Here is an 18,190-nt window from a genome sequence, read left to right as displayed (position 1 = left end):
GAGTAAGAAGATCGCCTAATGCCAATTATATAATGCCAATTATATAATGTTTGCGGTGCAGCCCTCATATTCTCTCTTTAAAGAGGCATCTCAACAAGTATGCTTTTTCACGACAGATGCCAACACATGCTTCTTGAGCATACGTTCCTACACATTCCTTTATTAGAAGGCATGCTTTACCACATCCTCTTTCACTACAGACATGCGTTACCGCATTGCACCTTTATCATAGGCACGCGTTACCGCATGCCGGCAGGCTTCAATTCCACATCGAATCCTGTCACATGGGACCAATTCATCCCTTCTGGAATACGCAATTTAAAGCGATAAAATCGCGCCCTTGCACGAGAATGAATTTGCCCTGTATTGTGAGAAGGTTTTTTTTCGGGCAACCAAACCGTTTCCTCTTCCAGTGATTGACGCAACCGCATACCCACAGACAAAGAGAACTCAGCGCTATTGACCTGAGGCATAATATTTTTGACGCGTGTAATCATCCCATTTGTTTGCCCCATTTCTTGTGAAGTGACCACACACGCCATAGGGGAACCAGAAAACGAACCAAGCCTGCCCTGATGATCAAAAGCCCCAAGAATAGGCGCTTCATTTTTCCAAGCTTTACTGTCGAGAGAAAAGGATAAATCATCAATATTTTGTGAAATCCGATCCAGTGCTTCCAAAGTAGTTCCAGCGAGGAAAATGGGCAAAACCATTTTGAGGTCTACGGCGGCTTTGGTCCATTTTTGCAAACCCCAATCATAAATAAGCAAGATGTGTTTGTGGACAGTATCATCATCGGTATCGATCATCCAATAGACGCGATTATACACCCCATCGATAGCGGCAGAAAGCGTGTAGAGATTATTACTGCTTGATTTAGCCGTCATAGTTCGATCAACTTTTTCGAAGCCAATGGGTATAATCTGTCCCTCATTGGTCATCTGATAAAAACCGCCCTCATCAGCAAAGAAAGCAAGATCCCCTCGACAAACAATCGATTCAGCATTTTTTGCGCCGCGTTTATCGTGTATTTTTTGGAAACTGAAGATAATTTTAGAACCAGGGATAAAAGAACCAGCATAGATTGCAGAACGCATAAAGATGATGGGATTTGTTGTTTCTGTAGCCCCTTGGACGAATCCGCCATCGGGAAAATCTTGATAATCGCAGCTTTTTTTTCCAACAGTCCAACATTCGGCATCATTCAACCCCGACCAATGCACACGTCTTGGATATTCCGTTAATTTCATCAGACAAACGAAATCCCCCCACACGCGTACGATTCCGGCTCGTGGTGGATTTCCTCCTAAATTTCTAAATTTTTTGTCATGATTAATATCGATCACTTGTGGTTTATCATTGGCATTGACAGCAATGACATAATCACCAAACAAAGCAAAAGACCAAGGCGCGTCAACATTGGCACAATAGGGTTTTCCCTTTCGGCTCATATCTTGCCAGCGCATTGTTGTGTTGTTGAGCAGGTAGATTTTTTGTGCCGTTCCAACAAGAATAGACACCCCATTTTTTGTTTTAACAGCAAGAGCCCCTAAAATTCGATCAGGACAAGGCTCTGAAAGAGGTTGAAAGCTTGGCATAGGGATATAGGAACCATCGGCCGGCAACACATTGACCAGCTCATCCGTAAAGATGCCATTGATATCCGCAACATCAGGCCGATAATCAGCAATTGGAAAAAAAGCCATTTAAAATCTCATGAAAAGAATATTTGCAGAACCTTGGGGTTGATATTTCAAACCGCAAAGGCTTATTTAGTTTTAAGCAAAAGAGCCCCTCAAACGGGAAGCAGACTCTAAAAAAATGCAGAAGGCCCAAGCTTATAGAGAACAGAGAAAAGTACCTTCATTCATGAAGCAAGATTCTCAACTATCACCTTTCAACGCCCCCCAACAACGCCCCCCAACAACGCCCCCCAACAACGCCCCCCACCAACGCCCTCCCACCAACGCTTGTCCCAAATGGAAAATGGAGAAAAAAGAGCTCTTTTAAAATCGCATTGGCAGAATATTTGCCGCCCCTTTGCGTCGCGATGTTTCAAACCGCAAAGCTTGCAGCTGTTCTTGAAAATCACTGAAAGACACAGCAGCATATTCAGGATCTTTAAGGATATTTTTGTAGAGCTCATATTTTGCCCGTGCTTTAATAAGATCAAAGGCATGGGTAAACCAAGGATTATCTTCCTCACGCAGGCATTCCTCCCCAAAGGGGGCAGGCGCGTAAAAAACGCGTACGGTCTCCACCTGTATAGGTGTTGGAAAGAGCCCTATTTTTTGATCATGGTAGGTATAAAAAAGCGGTCTTCCCTGGGATGTTCCTTGGGGTCTTCCCTGTGGTACTCCTTGGGGTGTTTCTTGCGGTATTCTTTGAGGTATTTCCTGTGCAGGCAATTGTAGAAACTGCGCCCCATAGTGTTTTTGCAATACCTCTCTAGGTTTAAAGACCAATTGTGTTACCAAGGTTTTTTCTTGGGGTGTTTCATGGGTTCCTAACAGGACGGCTTCGACATCTCTTTCTGATTCAATAAAAATCCCCTCTTCCTGTCCATACCATGTTTTACCCCGTTGCGTTTTGAATGTGAGTGTTCTTTTTTCATTAAAAAAGAAAGGTTCTCGTTCACACAAACGCAAAGCAGTCAAAATGGAATCTTGAATTTGCGTAGAATATTCAGCCGTTGTATCATCAATTTCATCTTGAATAAGCGCAATCATGCGCAAAAAACTTTGAGAATGGTCCAAGGGTGAGAGATGAAGATCATTGGCATCAGTGGATAAAACTGTCATAAGCAATCATAATCCTTTGAGATGAGCAGCATGTATCCCCCCAACAAAAGAGTTTGTTGGGGGAAGATTTTGCAAATTTTGCATACTTTGCAAATTTTCAAATAAAGTCTTTAAGACCACGCTTTTAAGCGGGTGCTCCATAGGTTGGGATAACGATAGTACCGAAATCCTGCTTCCCTTGGGCGCTTCCTGGTAAATTGTAACAGGTTTTTTTCATTCCTATAATGGTTTTGGCTGCAACACCGAACTCACGTTCATAATCAAACAGCTCTTCAACCAATTTATAGCGTGTAGCACCACGGTCTTTACCAAAAGCAATGACAGCGCTTTGCGCTCCCAAGAGAACAGCGCGTCGTACATTTGGCACAGCTTTGTTTGTCGTACCAGATTCAACACCTTCGGTGACATGTTCGGCTTCACGCAAGACAACGCCATTATACATGCCAAGAGATCCATCATAGAGCGGATTTTTAAGCCGGCTTCCATTATAGATTGCCTTGGTAATATCGAGCCACTGCCCGGCATCTGTATTGGTACGCAATTGTGTTACTTGGGTAGGGTGCAGATAAAGCACATAGACACTTTCTCCATCAATGCGTACTGGTCTAATTTTGGGATTAGCCAGTTTAGCGCGTTCGACCGCTTTATCGATCAACTTGAGATCAAAGACATCATTTTCTTTCAAGTCTTCATCTTTTGTTTTTCCATTGGGGCGCACAATACGTTTATCGGTTGGTGCAGTTGGCGCATTAAACCCATAATGGACAGGTTTAAGAGCAATAGAGCGCCCTTCAAAGTTAATGGATTTTGCGGTATAGCCACACACTTGAATGAAGAACATCATACTGAGCCGATCAGCATACCAATCGACCAAGCCATTTTTGGCTTCGGTACGCAAATCATGGAGAATACGTTGCTGATCAATAGTTCCTTCATTTTTGACACGCACAGCATGAACAAGTTCATTAATAGCCAAACGGTCATTGAGAAATTGAAGCGCTTCTTCATTACCTTCCAGCGCTTGGCCTTCACTCACTCCATCACCAAGCAACTGTACGCGCAAGCCAAAGCTAATGGCATCACCACTTTCCTTATTGGTTTCATCTTTTAATTGCACGATACTGTTGGAATCTTTCCCAATCAATGGTGCAATAGGAATTGCTTTTGAAACTTCTTGGTTTAATAATTTAGACCATGTGCGTACTGCCATTGGGTCATTGATTCCGATATAAGTTACTGTCATTTTGTCCTCTAAAAGTTTATCGACATAAAAAAACCGGCAAAGCGCCGGCTGTTAAAACTCCACATTTCTCACGGTTGAGAGTGGTACATTCGTTGCATGTTTTGTATGATGATATTGCCTAGTAACGTCCCCTCCCCCTAGATCTTCTCCCCATGGGCTTGCGCATTCAAAGAGAACCTCATTCCCCCTTTGCTTATTCCCCCACAAAAGTCCGCTTCAAGAGCCCCCATACGCACCTGAGAAACCCTCTTTGGTTGTTTAAAGGTCTCCCCCACCCATTAAACGGTTAAAAGCGGCTTTGTTTTTGGGGTCAGAAACCCAAGTACTAAATTCTGCCTCTGTCATTTTATCCAGCATCTCCAAAGAGATGGGACCACTTGGAGTCAAACCGTTATAAGCCGCAAGTGTGCGTGCAGAATTTTGCCTTTCCTGTAAGTTCTCCCCCCCGTACTTCATCCCCTCCCTATAGTTTGTCCCCCCCATAGGATTGGAAACATTTGTGTAACCATTTTTTTGCGCAAGAGTGTAGAGCATTTCAGCGGGGTTTTGATTTTTTCGCGCACAATCGCGCAAGATCTGCTTCAACTCATTGCCAATCACTTCATCAATAGCTTTTGGATCAGCCATTTCGGGATAGAGCGAAGCAAAAGCAGCCAATTGTTTTGCCCGCGTCTCATAAATAAAATCGGCCGCCTGATCAAAATCATGATATTTTTGTTTCACGCTGGCAACAGATTGCTGGAAAAAATTCTGTAACTGTTCTGCTTCAGGAATGGTGGCTTGTTTGGCATGCAACAAGCCCTGTTGATGCAGTGTTTTTCCCAACCATTGCATATAGCCCATAAAATCTTTTTGCGGATCTGGAGGAGCATCCCCCTCTTGCGCTATTTGCACCCCCCCCTGCAGTTGTTGTGGTTGTTGTGGTTGCACACCATTTTGCTGTAATGACTGCTGTTGTTGATATTCACGACGCTCTTCAACTTGCCCCACACGGGTTTTGGTATATTCTTCTCCCCCAATTCCACTTTCTTCCTGTTCAGTTCCTGAAAGAAAATCCTGTTTCAATTGGTTTTGTTCTGCGGGCGTTAAGTGTTCTTGATCCATACTGTTAGCCTTCTTTTCGGATAATAATTTTTCGGGCAATAAAATGATGTTTTTTTTCAAATACAGCGGCTTATTCTTGCCTTTATACTTGTATCTATTCTGAGGTCTTTGCCATTTGCAAAAGAGTCTGGACCATGCGTTCTACATCAGCATTTCCACTTATCCCCTCTCCAGCATTCCCACTCAGCAAAGCAGCATCTTGCGCCGCCTCCTGCAGAGCATTTTGCCTTTGCGTTTTGAGTGCAATTTTATGGATAAGCGAAGCAGGCAAAGGTGAATAGCGCAACAGATCGAGCATAATATCTGGTGTTGCGAAATTTTGCATCAAAGGCAGCAATTGCATAATAAGAGCAAAGGTGCGCTCTTTTTCATTAAGGCTAGTAGGTGCATCATCGACGACAATATCATATTCCAAACAGGTGATCATTTCCCGTGTTAAGGGTACATATTGGGCATTTTCGTCACCAGCGATACGCACCAAGCGCCCATCGGAGAGATAATTTTGAATGAGATAGAGAATAATTTTTCCCTGTCGTTGCCGATATCGACGCAAACCATCAAAGAAGGAAGCCAACAGATTAAGTGATGATTGTCTGCGTTGTTCTTCAAGAATCCCCGGTTGGTTGACGGCGCGTGTTCCCACAAATTCAGAGGACAAACCAGTCACTTGTGTAATGGCATTTTTTGCTTCATTAAACAGTTGAAAAAAGCCTTGCGGAAATTGTGCCACGGGTTTTGGTTGGATTCTCCCCCCCGAAACCGCACCACTTTTCAACCACGTAATACTATCGGCTCGCGCCCAGCTTTCCACAGCTTGTCGATCATCATCGAAAGCGTCTCGTTCCGCCATAATCCCGCCTTTTGATTGGCTATTCAGCAAATGCATCACTTGACTAAAATATTTATTTGCCCAGCGTTGTGGATCTTTTGTTGGTTTTACAATACCATAAAATTGGCGGCTCAACTTGTCAAAATATCCGGTAATACATTCCCACCCCAATTGATGAGGTGGCACCAAGGGCTTATCCGGTGCTTCGAGTAATTTTTTCCCTAAAAAAGCACGTTTGACAATTTTTCTGGTTAATCTTGTTGCTTGAAGAGAAGGGAAATCTTTGCACAAAACTTGGAAATCTTGTTCCGAATAATCGGTATATTTACCACTTTGCGGATCAAGAACTTTATAAACGACTTCACGTTCGAACCACCGGCATTCCGCCAAGGTAACCATTTTAGGGCTCTGAAAATTGATCCCATCCTCTCCCTCTCCTTCATAATTTTTCCTGTCATCACTGTTTGTTTGATGCAAAAAGGCAGGCTGTTTCACCCAATCGGCATTCAGATCACTCCAATGGACATTGGGAAACATTTCCCTCGCGACATGCAGAGGTTTTTCATCAATATACCAGACGCGTTGCGCATCAATAAGGTTTGGTTTCACAGCACTTGCATCCCAGACCATTTTCATGGGATCTAAGCGTGCAATGACCGGTTTTCCTTGGGGATCTTCCTCATAATCAAGCCGTGTATCTGTCCATCCCATACCGCAAATGATAGCATCTTGGAAAGCATCGGAATCCTCATATTCACCATCGGCTTCATCACGAAACCATTCGGCTGCTCCGGTAAGGATTTGGTTGGCAAAAGCAGCGCCCTCTTGTCGTGGAATGAATTGCACTTGTCGTTTATTATTGCGCTCTGCACCAATGACAGCATTGACCAAAGGAGCAATACGGTTAAAAGTCATAACTGGTCTGTTTTGTTCGCGCAACACGGCGAGATCTTGTTCATTCCATTGGCGCCCATTATAAAAATCATAGTCTTCTTGGGCATTTTTTCGCCATTGCTCCACATGGGCAATATCATCATGATACCAGCCAACGAGTTTTTTAAAGAGCGCCTGATCTTCAAGCGTCTCTAAGGAATCAAAAGAATTGGTAGAAATATTCATTAAAAAGCCATCCATGAAGTTTGAGAATGGTGAAACGAGCGATAAGCATTTTTTTGCGGTCGATTATGTGGTTGTTCATAAGCCACACACATGAGTCCGAAACTATCGGCGCCATGGCTAGCCCAATCATGTTCAGCGCCCAAACCGATATTGCGCTGCTCATCACGTTTTTCATGATACCAAGCGAGTGCTTTTCGCCCCGCTTTTGTTGTTTCACGGTTAAACCATATGGCAGGAAACAAGCGTCGCACCGCTTCGATACGCATTTTGACAGCCCCCACCCCTTGATTAGGAACAATTTTTGTTTGAAAACCGGCTTGTTGGAGAGCACTTTCAAAACTAACATTATAAACACGGTCTTTTGTAGCGCCATCATGGGGCAAGACCATCAAAGCCTTTTCATATCCGCGTTGAAAGACCCAGCCAATATGCTCTGAAAGGGGCTGTCCTTGTGCTTCATAATAATCGAGCACACGGATTTCACGTCCCACGAATTGCGCCACCCATAAAGAGGTAGCATCCGCCTTTGCCCCTGTTCCTCCGATATCCCAAAAGATCTTAACCTGCATCAGCGGATCACGCGGAACAGTAGTAATACGCCCCTCCTGCTCAGCATCAAGAAGTTCTTTTTGATAATAAGCACCTTGAACAGCTTGGAGATAATCACCTTCCCAAATATGATTATACTGTTCGGGTCGTTGTTCTAAATCGGCTTTTCTATCTCGATTGAGTTTTTCAGGGAATTGAGGATTATCACGCCAATTGATTTCAGCACCTTTGATATTAGGATCATTGACATTTCGGAAACGTTTTTCCACGGGGGCATTTTCACGGCAAGGGTTCCACGTCACCCATAATTCGGCATTCCAATCTTTTCCCTCTTCACGCAGTGTTGGAATAAGAGTTTGCCATGCCGTTTCAGTAACGGGCTCTGCCTCATCAACCCAGCAGAGAAAAACCCTCCCCATGGATTTAATACTCGCGATATTACGATCAAGCCCAGCGAACACATAAACGATACGTCCATCTTTTGACTTAATAAATTTATCGCCGATTTCATAATAATCTTGGAGAAAAGGATATGTTTCAATTGCCCGTTTAATTTCCTCCAACGAGCTTTCATTGAGTGAATTTTGAAATTGTCGTGCACAAAGAATAATACCGCGTTCCCCCGCCTTTCCATGCCGATATCCGATCACAGCAGACATGAGAGCAAAGGAACGCGTTTTTCCAGATCCCCGTCCTCCCCAAGCAGCACGCACATCTGCTTTTCCAGCAAAAACCGGCAAGAGCTTTGGAATGAGAGCAATTTGCGCAGTTGTCATGAATTCTCAAAAACTCCCAGACATCACGTCCTCAAACATCCAGCCCCCAAATAGCATAAACCTCAGGGATCTGCCCTCCAAGTCCCCCACACCCTCACACAACATTCACACAGGCGCACTATGAATCTTCTTCACGCACCACACCTTTTGAAACCACCGGCACAATTTCGACACGTGAAACGGCTTTAACCTCGCCCCCAGCTTCTCCGGTAACTTGCAGAGGCAGAACCTTTGCAAGAAGCGAAAAAAAAGGCACAGGATTATTGAGAGCATGATATTGCAGATAAGAAACCAGCCCATCCTCACCATAGTGATATCCGGCTTGTTCAGCAGCTGTAAGAAGAGCCTCATTGAACCGCCTTGTTGTTTTATTCAAAGCCCCTTTTTTCCGCCCTCTTCGACGTAAGGGAAGACAATGTTCCTCTGCCATCATCATATTCCTTCCAATTAAAGAGAAACCCCAATTAAAGAGAAATCCAAGCCTCAGGCACAAAAAATGACATGAAAATCAGCAAGGAAATTTCGAGAGCAATCAGCCATTTAAAAAAATGGGACATAGCCTAAAAGATAAAAAACACGCACAAAGCACAAATCCTCCGCATTATTTTACAGATCAACGTTTTTACGCTTTTACGCCATTACAGAATAAAGCCAAACGCCCCCCATACCACCACCCCGCGCCGCTCTATCAACACTGGTCTGTCAATAATCATTCCTCTGCTGATTATTTCTACGGCTATCCTACACTTCAACGAATGGTGTTTCATAAAACACGCCAGGTAAGCTCTGATCTACAATTTGACTTCAAAAAGCAAATGTTCCTCTGCAAAATAAAGCTTCCACCCCGCACCGATTTTAAACTATAGTCCAACCTCTTACCCAGTAAATTCCCCTACTAACATCAGATTACCGCCCCTCAAACAACCCTATTTTACGGTATAACAGAGTAAGAAATATTTTAATTTTTCTTGCCAATCTCCTGAAACTACTCTATTGACGGGCTTGTGTTTTTGATCGTCCACGCAACGGTCAAATAGGGAGTTGAAGACCCGAACGCTCAGTACATGAATTTATCCCGCTTTGCGGGTATCCCGGGATTCCGGGAGTTTTTGCACTGTCCAGGTGCTTCTCAGCGCTAAAAGCAAAAAGCTGACTGAGCTCAGTATTTTCAACCTCCCGGAATACCAATGCGAGGGCGCTCGCAACCGGAGGGGGACTTTAAGTGCAAACCAAAAATCCACATTTTATCGATATGTTGATAGGTAAAAGAATCCGCCATAGACGCATTTCAATGGGGCTTTCTCAAAAGGAATTAGGAAGCCATTTGAGTGTCAGTTTCCAACAAATCCAAAAATACGAAAAAGGCTTCAATCGTGTAAGCGCAGGATGTTTACTAGAAATCGCTCAAAAACTAGAAGTTTCCATGAGCTTTTTTTATGCCGATATTGCTACAAAAGAAAATACCTCACACCATAATCAAGAAACCTACAGCGAAAAAGAACAGGCTCTTGTGAAAAACTTTAGAGAGCTCAAAGCGAAAAAACAAAAAGCAGTTCTGTGGTTGATTTCTGATTAGGCAAAAGAGCACTCATCAATATTATTTGCCAATATCTCCCCTCTGCCTAAAGCCTTGCCCGCCTGATACCACCACATCTCAAAAAACAGTTTACGGCACCGGTTTACGACATCATAGGACAACAAACACCAAAACCTTTGGCACCAAAACCTTTGGAAGACATCCCACCACTTTCACAGAATCTTATCAGAAGATCTCATCGGTCCATTTTTTCATCTCCCCCCATCCTTAATTTACAGCAGATGAAAAAAACGCACAATTCCGATTGTATCATTATGATACTCGTTTAGATTTACCTTGTCAACTTTTTCTTTCTACCCTGTCCTTATCCCTGTCTATCTTTATCCTTTTTGTTGCCCGCCCTTTTTCTTGACATTCACCATTCTCTAAAGAGCATCATTGTTTAAAGAGTGCCATTTTTAAAGGACCGCCCTTTTAAAACAGTCTTTGACGCAGCCTTTCCTTTTCATTCTTTACAAGTGCGTTCTTTTCAAGGCGCTTAGGTTTCTTCTTGTTTTCCAGACAAAAAGACCAACTGCTCTCCTTCTTTTGCAATTGTCACAGTTGTTTCATCATGAATTTTTCCAAACAAGATATTTTCTGCGAGGGGATCTTGAATTTCCTTTTGGATAATACGTTTGAGAGGACGCGCTCCATAGAGCGGATCATAGCCTTTATGGGCGAGGAATTCGCGCACTTCTGGTTTGATCTGCAAAGTTATTTTGCGTTCATTGAGCAAATTTTGCAAATGTTGTATCTGAATATCAACGATAGCTTCCATATCCTTGCGTTGCAATCTCTGAAAGAGAATAATCTCATCAATACGATTAAGGAATTCGGGACGGAAAGCGGCTTTTACGACATTCATAACATCATTTTTTGCCTGATCAGTTGTTTGTCCTTCAGGCAGAGCGGTCAAAAATTCAGCGCCAAGATTTGAAGTCATAATCAACAAGGTGTTGCGAAAATCGACCGTACGCCCTTGGCTATCGGTCAAGCGTCCCTCGTCGAGCACTTGGAGCAAGAGATTAAAAATATCAGGATGCGCTTTTTCAATTTCGTCGAACAGAATGACTTGATAAGGCCTTCTGCGCACAGCCTCGGTTAGCACCCCTCCTTCTTCATATCCGACATATCCAGGCGGCGCACCAATCAAGCGTGCTCCAGCGTGTTTTTCCATATATTCAGACATATCAATGCGCAACATTGCATTGGAATCTTGGAAAAGAAACGCTGCGAGTGCCTTTGTTAATTCGGTTTTTCCCACACCGGTAGGTCCCAAAAACATGAAAGAACCAATGGGGCGATTGGGATCTTGCAACCCTGCACGCGCACGCCGAACAGCCCGCGCAATAGCTTGAACAGCTTCGCCCTGTCCCACAACGCGAGTACTAATTTCGTCTTCCATACGCAGCAATGCTTCTCGTTCAGCTTCGAGCATCCGATCAACGGGAATACCTGTCCAGCGTGAAACAATGCGCGCGATATGTTCAGCAGTAACGGTTTCTTCCACCAAATGATTTTGCTGATCATCATTTTCAGCCATGCTCAATTGTTTTTCGAGTTCAGGAATGACACTATAAGCCAATTCTCCAGCCCGTTGAAATTTTCCATCACGCTGTGCAATAGCCAAAGCATTACGTGCTTCTTCTAGCTGTTTTTTTAAATCGGCAGCATGCCCTAATTTTTGCTTTTCGGCTTGCCAAGCTGTTGTCATTTCCGCAGACTGCTGTTCCAATGTTTTCAGTTCGTCTTGGACAGCTTGCAAGCGAGTTTTTGCTGTTGGATCCACTTCTGTTTTCAAAGCTTCACGCTCGATTTTCAACTGGAGAATTCGCCGATCAATGGCATCCAATTCTTCTGGTTTTGAATCGACTTGCATCCGCAAGCGCGCCGCCGCTTCATCAATGAGATCAATGGCTTTATCGGGCAAGAAACGATCGGTAATATAACGGTTTGAAAGCCGCGCTGCTGCAATCAAAGCGCTATCAGCCAAGCGTACTTTGTGATGTTGTTCATATTTTTCTTTAATACCGCGCAAAATAGAGATTGTATCATCCAAGGTTGGTTCAGGCACAAAGACAGGTTGGAAGCGCCGTGCAAGAGCGGCATCTTTTTCGACATATTTGCGATATTCATCCAAAGTGGTTGCCCCCACACAATGGAGTTCACCACGTGCTAGAGCAGGCTTTAATAAATTAGAAGCATCCATAGGACCATCGGATTTTCCAGCTCCCACGAGATTATGCAACTCATCAATAAACAAAATGATCTGTCCATTTTCGGCTTGCACCTCAGCGAGCACAGCCTTAAGGCGTTCTTCGAATTCGCCGCGATATTTTGCTCCAGCAATAAGAGCCCCCATATCAAGCGCATGGAGCTGCTTATCACGCAAAGTTTCTGGCACATCGCCATTAACAATGCGCAGCGCCAACCCTTCCACGATAGCGGTTTTTCCCACTCCAGGTTCACCAATGAGCACGGGATTATTTTTGGTCCGCCGTGAAAGCACCTGAATCGTGCGTCGAATTTCTTCTTCACGTCCAATGACAGGATCGAGTTTTCCTTCTCGTGCATCTTTTGTCAAATCGCGAGCATATTTTTGCAAAGCGTCATATTGGCTTTCAGCATGAGGACTTGTTGCGGTTTTTCCTTTACGCAGCGCATTAATCGCCTGATTAAGTGCTTGAGGGGTTAAACCTCCCTTTGTTAAAATATCGGCTGTTTTTGCAGTTTTTTCCATGAGAAGCGCTTGCAGCATACGTTCCACAGTTACAAACTGATCACCAGCTTTTTGCGCAAGATCTTCTGCCATGGCAAAAACCTTTGCCAATGGTTGTGACAAATAAAGTTGCCCATTTCCGCCTTGCACTTTTGGCAAAGTCTCGAGTGCCGCTTTAAGCGTTTTTTGAATGAGGGAGAGATCAGCACCGGCTCTTTGGATCAGTGAGGCTACCAATCCTTGAGAATCGTCTAACAAGACTTTAAGGAAATGCTCCGGCAAAAACTGCTGGTGATCAGAAGAAAGAGCATTATTTTGCGCTGTTTGAAGAAACCCCTGTAGGCGTTCACTATATTTTTCCAAGTTCATTTTTTTTCCTTTCTTGGAGCACCACCGCACTTATCTCCCAAAGCACCCTAGAAGGCTTCATCAAAGCACGCAAAACACAGCAAAAGAGACAGCATGAAAGAAGAGTCGTAGTGCTAAAATGAATATGGGTCTTAAGCAACGCCATAGCAAGAGGAAGCAGAGAACACGCTCTGATTTTTCAAAAAGACCAGTACTTTTATACACAAAATGCCCCCGAAGAATGCCCCTCTGAAAACCCCACCGCCAAAACTCCAGCATCAAACTTTCATCCACCACCCTTCCATCATGGGGAGCGCAGTTTTCGTATTTTTAATGCCTTATCTATTCTTCTTCATCACTGATTTGCGGTGGTGGTGGTAAAATATAAGCACCCGAAAGCCATCGATTGAGATCAATTGCGCGACATCGTGTTGAACAGAAAGGATAAGCATTTTGTTGCGCCTTTTGACCACAAATGGGACAAGGGTGCGGAGGACGCATTGGAGATGTCTTTGGTTGTGTTAAATTGGGCGTTTGTGTTACATTCGGCTCTATGAGCGTTTGGTGCGCTTCTTCCCATTGTTTTATTTTTTGTTCGCCCACCTTATTGCTTTTTTTCACTGTTTGTTTTTGTTCATTCTGCCGCTCCCCTTTTTGTGGCTTTTTATCCTGTTCCATTGGCTTTACCCATTCACGCATTCATCTAGTAAATTTCCCCATCTAGTAAATTTCCTTGGACCAGTTTGCAAGAATTGGATAGCGATAAGCCAACAAAAGATCCATTGTTTCAGCCAATGGCAAGCCCACCACATTAGAATAAGAGCCAACGATATGGACCACAAAAGCCCCTGCTTTTCCTTGAATAGCATAACCACCGGCTTTACCTTCCCATTCACCAGAAGCGATATAAGCCCTCATCACGGGAGCAGTTAAACGTTTAAAACGGACACGACTTTCGACCAATTTGACGCCTATTTTTCCGCTTTCATTGAGTGCACAAACAGCACTATACACTTTGTGACAACGTCCAGAAAGAAAACGCAAACATTCATAAGCTTCGTCTTCACCTTTTGGTTTAGGCAAAATAACGTTTCCCACCGCCACCACAGTATCAGCAGCTAAAATCACCGTTTTTTCCGCTGCTGCATCTCCTTTATTGTTTTTACTACACCACAGCAAAGTTTCTCGCGCTTTAAGTGCCTTTTCCTTTGCCAAACGTTTTGCAAGAGTTGCAGGATGTTCCCTTGACTTTGGTGTTTCATCCACATCGGTTGCGTGCACATAATGAGGATCAAGACCTATTTGCGCGAGAAGCGCCAAGCGACGCGGCGAAGCAGAAGCAAGTACCAACTGGATTTCTTCAGGAAGATCTTTTCCCAAATGCGTTTTTCCTAAGCAGGTTTCCTTTAAATTTTGCATTCTCTCCCCTCAAGATGATCTTAAGCCACCATCCCCTTCATTTTGGCACAACTGACACCTTTCATTTATTTCAGGTATTCTTTAGGATCATTTTCATTTGTTGCTTCTCCTTTTTTATTTTTCATTTTGGAACAAACATCAAAATGTTTTAGAAGCAAAAACGCTGCTTTTCCAGAAAGCAAAAAACAGCCATAACTTATTTATATCGATATGTAATACGTCCTTTTGTCAGATCATAAGGGGTCATTTCCACCATGATCTTGTCACCGGCTAACACACGAATACGATTTTTGCGCATCCTTCCAGCAGTATGGGCAATAATTTCGTGATCATTTTCCAGTTTTACACGAAACATTGCATTAGGGAGGAGTTCGGTCACGATACCAGAAAATTCCAAAACTTCTTCTTTTGACATAAACAAGTAATTCCTTTATATGCACATAATCCTTCAAGCTGTGCGTTATTTTTCAGTGTTCATACCTTATTTTCTTGGTTTTGTGAACAAAAATTCGACAAAAAGAACAAGGTTTTTCTTTTTAAAGGATACATCATAAGTGTTCTTTAATGAAATGAATTTCGTTTTCATAAAGAATTATATAATTATTTTAACATAATTATTATAACTTTCTCTTTTTATAAGGTATTAATAAGTATTTTCAATAAATTTTTATTATATAACCTTATTAATTCAAGTTTTACATTGAATATAAATGTCCTTATTATGTAAATATTTTTAATTTACTTATAAAACTCTTGAAAAGACCTTTCTTTTTTATAATTTTTCAAGATTTATGGAAAATTTAAAAAGTATAAAGAAAATTTATATTTGTTTTCTGATGCTTTCAAAAAGCTTTAACCGATATGTTAACGCCCTTTTATAAAAGTTCATGAAAGGCTGATAGCCTATTTTCTCTGGCCAGCTCCCCTTTTCCGCCACGCATCCAAACCATTCTCCAAGCCTGCACCTCCAGCCATTTTCTAGCCTCTTCTCACACGTCCAACCTCCTCTAACACGGCTCTGCATGTTTTATTTCCCCCTTTGCAACTCTTCACCGCTCTAGATACCCTTCCCCTGTAGGACATTCTCGTCACAAAAGCACGCACCCCATATCGCCACTCTGTTTTTTATTTCACACTTTCACTCTTTTACAGTTTTACAGTTTTACAGTTTTACAGTTTTACAGAAAACAATAAATCTGTAAAAAGACATTTACGACAGTGTTTTCAACAACTGTTTTGCAGCCCTCTATCACCTTTTAAACAACGCCTCTCTTTACTGTTGTCCTTGAAAATATTTACGCCTTTGAACTGTTGGCTTAAATCAACAAATATAAAAGTTGGCTTAGAGCAACACACATAAGGATTTTTGGCACAAGCCAATATACCAAAGAAAACCCCGTTGTCTTTAAAACTATTATGTCTCCATCGACACTACATCCCCATGATCAAGATTACCATAGAAGAGATCATTTAAAAGCTAGCATTTTTATTTTTTTTTGTTTTTGGCGCAATCTTTGTCACTTCACAAGACTCTCTGGCACAACGGATACAGAAGAGCAATCAGACGGAGCGAAAAAGTGCATTTCTGTAGAGGAGATGAAAAATCTGAATGGAACTCTCAAGAGTTTTTTGCAAAAAAGAGAGACGGAAATAGTGAACATTCCGTCTCTTTATAACTGTTAAGATGTTTATTCGGAAAATTAAAATAATTTATTTAAAAAACGCTTTAGGATGATGAAGAGGACCAATTTGACAGCAATTCATATCTTACAGGATCATCGGCACATTGGCCACTTCCACATTCAAGTATAGTAGAAATCAAGTTTGCTGCAATCAAAAAGACAAACAAGAAACTTGCCGTTCTATTGAAAATTGGTAAAGGAGAAAACACTTTAACTTTGTGTGCCAATTCACCTAAAATCATGGCGACAGACACTCCAAGAATACAAAGCAATGAAATAATGAGTGCCCAAGTATAAAAATGCAATCCAAAGAATGTTGAACCATATCCAAGATCATCTGGTGTAATGTGCAAAAGCACCTGCCGAACAGCAACAGCGCTGGTTACCATACAGCCCAGAATCACCATACCATAATGGGTATGTTTCACCTTATGGTGAATATTAAGCAAAAACCCGCAGCCTGCCAGCATCAAACCAACGCGTTGAAGAAGACAAAGAGGACAAGGTAATTCGAACTTTACCAACTGATAATAAAAAGCCACCAACAAGACAATAGATAATCCAATAAGCCCTAAGGTATTCATAAATATGACGAAATGAGGATTTTTTTGTTCAACATTTTCCATGATTATTCTCTCAAAAAGACAAATTTAAAGTAGATGTTGCGTGATGATTAAAAGTGAGAAGAATGACAACGAGCAAAATTGCCCATAAAGCATAACTTATATTTTTTTTCCCACACACTGTTGTTACGGCTGCACCTAAGGCAATTAAAAATGGAAGAAACATGGCTTTAAAGTCTCCTTTCTTATTATCGATGTGTAAGATATTACAAAATTGGGCAAAAAAGAGACCATGGACTTATTATTCACAATTCACCCTTCTCTTTTATTGTCTTTACAAGAGTAGAGAAAGCAAAGGGGTATGTAGAGCACTAAAAAGGAATATCAACACAAGTATTTGATTGTGTCTTTTCCTTTAACACTGAAGAATAAAGAAGCTCTTTTTTTTCTAAAGATGGAAGAATCATTGAAGCAACAAAGTAAGCATTCCAGACAAATGTCCCGCTTTTTATATCTCTGATTTTTTAGAAAGACTTAGTTTTTGTATTGAACGCAGTTTTGCCATAAAAAATTCTTTTTCATGATAAGCAAGAGTTTATATTACTATACTCTTACTCCTGCTCTTCCTTTTTTCCAACAAGCAATACAAGTATCACTAGCAGGCATCCTTTATTTTGAATAAAAAGTTTCCAAAGGAATAAACTGCAAGCCAAAACAGAAATGCCTTTCTCTTATCCATCATGAAAGATTTTCTGCAAAAGAGCACTGTTTAAGAAGATAAAGAACTATCTGTCATCTTTCTACCAAACTTCTGGAAACATTCTATTTATGAAATCTGTGACACACTAAAAAACTGTTGTTTTATCATTAATTGACTTTGCAAAGAAAATGTAAAACTCTTACAAGAAGAGAGAGTAAGAATCGCAGTAAATACCTAAGATAGGGGTTGGTGAATGACGAAAAAATCATGTGATGTAGCGATTTTAATGGGCAGCCAATCGGATTGGCAAACGATGCGTCATAGTGCGGATATATTAAGCTGTCTTGGTATTTCTCACATTTCGCAGATTGTCTCAGCCCACCGAACCCCTGAACGGCTTTATGAATTTGCGAAAGGAGCTAAAGCAGCAGGTTTTAAGATTTTAATTGCCGGCGCAGGAGGTGCAGCGCATCTTCCTGGTATGTTAGCAGCCCTCACGCCTCTTCCCGTTTTTGGTGTCCCCGTGCATTCACAGGCTTTATCGGGTCAAGATTCTTTGCTTTCGATTGTGCAAATGCCCGCCGGCATTCCCGTTGGCACATTAGCGATTGGCAAAGCCGGTGCAATTAATGCAGCGCTTTTGGCGGCAGCAGTTATGGCAGTTTATGATGATAACCTAGCACAACGGTTAGAAGATTGGCGTCAACAACAAACGGCTAATGTTGCACAAATTCCGGTCACTGAGGTTTAAAATGACAC

15 protein-coding genes are annotated in these 18,190 nt (G+C 42.2%); 2 read left to right on the top strand and 13 right to left on the bottom strand.

The window, feature by feature from the left end; all coding sequences use genetic code 11:
* Positions 1 to 239 precede the first annotated feature (239 nt).
* The 7 genes from ME1_RS03020 to ME1_RS02985 all read right to left on the bottom strand — a co-directional run bounded on the left by ME1_RS03020 (position 240) and on the right by ME1_RS02985 (position 8,854).
* A complete protein-coding gene (locus ME1_RS03020; protein WP_004863062.1) occupies positions 240 to 1,706 on the bottom strand; it encodes a hypothetical protein in 1,467 nt (488 codons plus the stop codon).
* Positions 1,707 to 2,006: 300 nt separating this feature from the next.
* A complete protein-coding gene (locus ME1_RS03010) occupies positions 2,007 to 2,801 on the bottom strand; it encodes a hypothetical protein (RefSeq protein ID WP_004863058.1) in 795 nt (264 codons plus the stop codon).
* A 124-nt stretch (positions 2,802 to 2,925) separates the two neighbouring features.
* Complete coding sequence (locus ME1_RS03005) at positions 2,926 to 4,044, bottom strand: N4-gp56 family major capsid protein (protein WP_004863055.1); 1,119 nt, start codon at positions 4,042 to 4,044, stop codon at positions 2,926 to 2,928.
* 258 nt (positions 4,045 to 4,302) lie between these two features.
* Positions 4,303 to 5,148 (bottom strand): hypothetical protein, encoded by an 846-nt coding sequence (locus tag ME1_RS03000; protein ID WP_004863049.1) that lies wholly within the window; start codon positions 5,146 to 5,148, stop codon positions 4,303 to 4,305.
* 94 nt (positions 5,149 to 5,242) lie between these two features.
* The gene (locus ME1_RS02995) at positions 5,243 to 7,096 is read right to left on the bottom strand and encodes a portal protein (RefSeq protein ID WP_004863047.1); all 1,854 of its coding nucleotides are present in this window, start codon (positions 7,094 to 7,096) and stop codon (positions 5,243 to 5,245) included.
* Positions 7,096 to 8,421, bottom strand: coding sequence for a PBSX family phage terminase large subunit (locus ME1_RS02990; RefSeq protein WP_004863045.1), 1,326 nt, complete (start codon positions 8,419 to 8,421; stop codon positions 7,096 to 7,098). The genes ME1_RS02995 and ME1_RS02990 overlap by 1 nt, the downstream gene beginning before the upstream one ends.
* 118 nt (positions 8,422 to 8,539) lie before the next feature.
* A complete protein-coding gene (locus ME1_RS02985; RefSeq protein WP_196792799.1) occupies positions 8,540 to 8,854 on the bottom strand; it encodes a hypothetical protein in 315 nt (104 codons plus the stop codon).
* 789 nt (positions 8,855 to 9,643) lie between these two features.
* Here ME1_RS02985 and ME1_RS02975 point away from each other — a divergent pair.
* Positions 9,644 to 9,997, top strand: a complete 354-nt coding sequence (locus tag ME1_RS02975; protein ID WP_004863038.1) for a helix-turn-helix domain-containing protein — start codon at positions 9,644 to 9,646, stop codon at positions 9,995 to 9,997.
* Between the two features lie 499 nt (positions 9,998 to 10,496).
* Here the strand turns inward: ME1_RS02975 and clpB are convergent, their stop codons facing one another.
* The 6 genes from clpB to ME1_RS07930 all read right to left on the bottom strand — a co-directional run bounded on the left by clpB (position 10,497) and on the right by ME1_RS07930 (position 16,957).
* Positions 10,497 to 13,088, bottom strand: coding sequence for an ATP-dependent chaperone ClpB (clpB, locus tag ME1_RS02970; protein ID WP_004863035.1), 2,592 nt, complete (start codon positions 13,086 to 13,088; stop codon positions 10,497 to 10,499).
* 321 nt (positions 13,089 to 13,409) lie between these two features.
* Positions 13,410 to 13,766 carry a DNA gyrase inhibitor YacG gene (yacG, locus tag ME1_RS02965; RefSeq protein ID WP_004863032.1) on the bottom strand — a complete coding sequence of 119 codons (357 nt, stop codon included), beginning with the start codon at positions 13,764 to 13,766 and terminating at the stop codon, positions 13,410 to 13,412.
* A 21-nt stretch (positions 13,767 to 13,787) separates the two neighbouring features.
* On the bottom strand, positions 13,788 to 14,486 hold the full coding sequence (locus tag ME1_RS02960; RefSeq protein WP_004863030.1) for a Maf family nucleotide pyrophosphatase: 699 nt from the start codon (positions 14,484 to 14,486) through the stop codon (positions 13,788 to 13,790).
* 196 nt (positions 14,487 to 14,682) lie between these two features.
* Positions 14,683 to 14,901, bottom strand: a complete 219-nt coding sequence (infA, locus tag ME1_RS02955) for a translation initiation factor IF-1 (RefSeq protein ID WP_004857577.1) — start codon at positions 14,899 to 14,901, stop codon at positions 14,683 to 14,685.
* Between the two features lie 1,311 nt (positions 14,902 to 16,212).
* The gene (locus tag ME1_RS02945) at positions 16,213 to 16,794 is read right to left on the bottom strand and encodes a disulfide bond formation protein B (RefSeq protein ID WP_004863027.1); all 582 of its coding nucleotides are present in this window, start codon (positions 16,792 to 16,794) and stop codon (positions 16,213 to 16,215) included.
* 10 nt (positions 16,795 to 16,804) lie between these two features.
* Positions 16,805 to 16,957, bottom strand: coding sequence for a DUF5993 family protein (locus ME1_RS07930; RefSeq protein WP_004863025.1), 153 nt, complete (start codon positions 16,955 to 16,957; stop codon positions 16,805 to 16,807).
* A gap of 727 nt (positions 16,958 to 17,684) precedes the next feature.
* On the opposite strand from ME1_RS07930, the gene purE reads away from it, so the two are divergent.
* Positions 17,685 to 18,182, top strand: a complete 498-nt coding sequence (gene purE, locus ME1_RS02935) for a 5-(carboxyamino)imidazole ribonucleotide mutase (protein WP_004863023.1) — start codon at positions 17,685 to 17,687, stop codon at positions 18,180 to 18,182.
* Positions 18,183 to 18,190: the final 8 nt, after the last annotated feature.

It is taken from the genome of Bartonella vinsonii subsp. arupensis OK-94-513, from assembly GCF_000278235.1.
Classification (GTDB): domain Bacteria; phylum Pseudomonadota; class Alphaproteobacteria; order Rhizobiales; family Rhizobiaceae; genus Bartonella; species Bartonella arupensis.
Note: the sequence above shows the minus strand (reverse complement) of the source record. Positions and strands in the feature narration are given on the sequence as shown.

What these genes read in the sequence shown, in the direction of transcription:
- ME1_RS03020 (WP_004863062.1), bottom strand. Translation starts at nt 1,706, where the DNA reads ATGGCTTTTTTTCCAATTGCTGATTATCGGCCTGATGTTGCGGATATC.
- ME1_RS03010 (WP_004863058.1), bottom strand. Translation starts at nt 2,801, where the DNA reads ATGACAGTTTTATCCACTGATGCCAATGATCTTCATCTCTCACCCTTG.
- ME1_RS03005 (WP_004863055.1), bottom strand. Translation starts at nt 4,044, where the DNA reads ATGACAGTAACTTATATCGGAATCAATGACCCAATGGCAGTACGCACA.
- ME1_RS03000 (WP_004863049.1), bottom strand. Translation starts at nt 5,148, where the DNA reads ATGGATCAAGAACACTTAACGCCCGCAGAACAAAACCAATTGAAACAG.
- ME1_RS02995 (WP_004863047.1), bottom strand. Translation starts at nt 7,096, where the DNA reads ATGAATATTTCTACCAATTCTTTTGATTCCTTAGAGACGCTTGAAGAT.
- ME1_RS02990 (WP_004863045.1), bottom strand. Translation starts at nt 8,421, where the DNA reads ATGACAACTGCGCAAATTGCTCTCATTCCAAAGCTCTTGCCGGTTTTT.
- ME1_RS02985 (WP_196792799.1), bottom strand. Translation starts at nt 8,854, where the DNA reads ATGATGGCAGAGGAACATTGTCTTCCCTTACGTCGAAGAGGGCGGAAA.
- clpB (WP_004863035.1), bottom strand. Translation starts at nt 13,088, where the DNA reads ATGAACTTGGAAAAATATAGTGAACGCCTACAGGGGTTTCTTCAAACA.
- yacG (WP_004863032.1), bottom strand. Translation starts at nt 13,766, where the DNA reads ATGCGTGAATGGGTAAAGCCAATGGAACAGGATAAAAAGCCACAAAAA.
- ME1_RS02960 (WP_004863030.1), bottom strand. Translation starts at nt 14,486, where the DNA reads ATGCAAAATTTAAAGGAAACCTGCTTAGGAAAAACGCATTTGGGAAAA.
- infA (WP_004857577.1), bottom strand. Translation starts at nt 14,901, where the DNA reads ATGTCAAAAGAAGAAGTTTTGGAATTTTCTGGTATCGTGACCGAACTC.
- ME1_RS02945 (WP_004863027.1), bottom strand. Translation starts at nt 16,794, where the DNA reads ATGGAAAATGTTGAACAAAAAAATCCTCATTTCGTCATATTTATGAAT.
- ME1_RS07930 (WP_004863025.1), bottom strand. Translation starts at nt 16,957, where the DNA reads ATGTTTCTTCCATTTTTAATTGCCTTAGGTGCAGCCGTAACAACAGTG.
- purE (WP_004863023.1), top strand. Translation starts at nt 17,685, where the DNA reads ATGACGAAAAAATCATGTGATGTAGCGATTTTAATGGGCAGCCAATCG.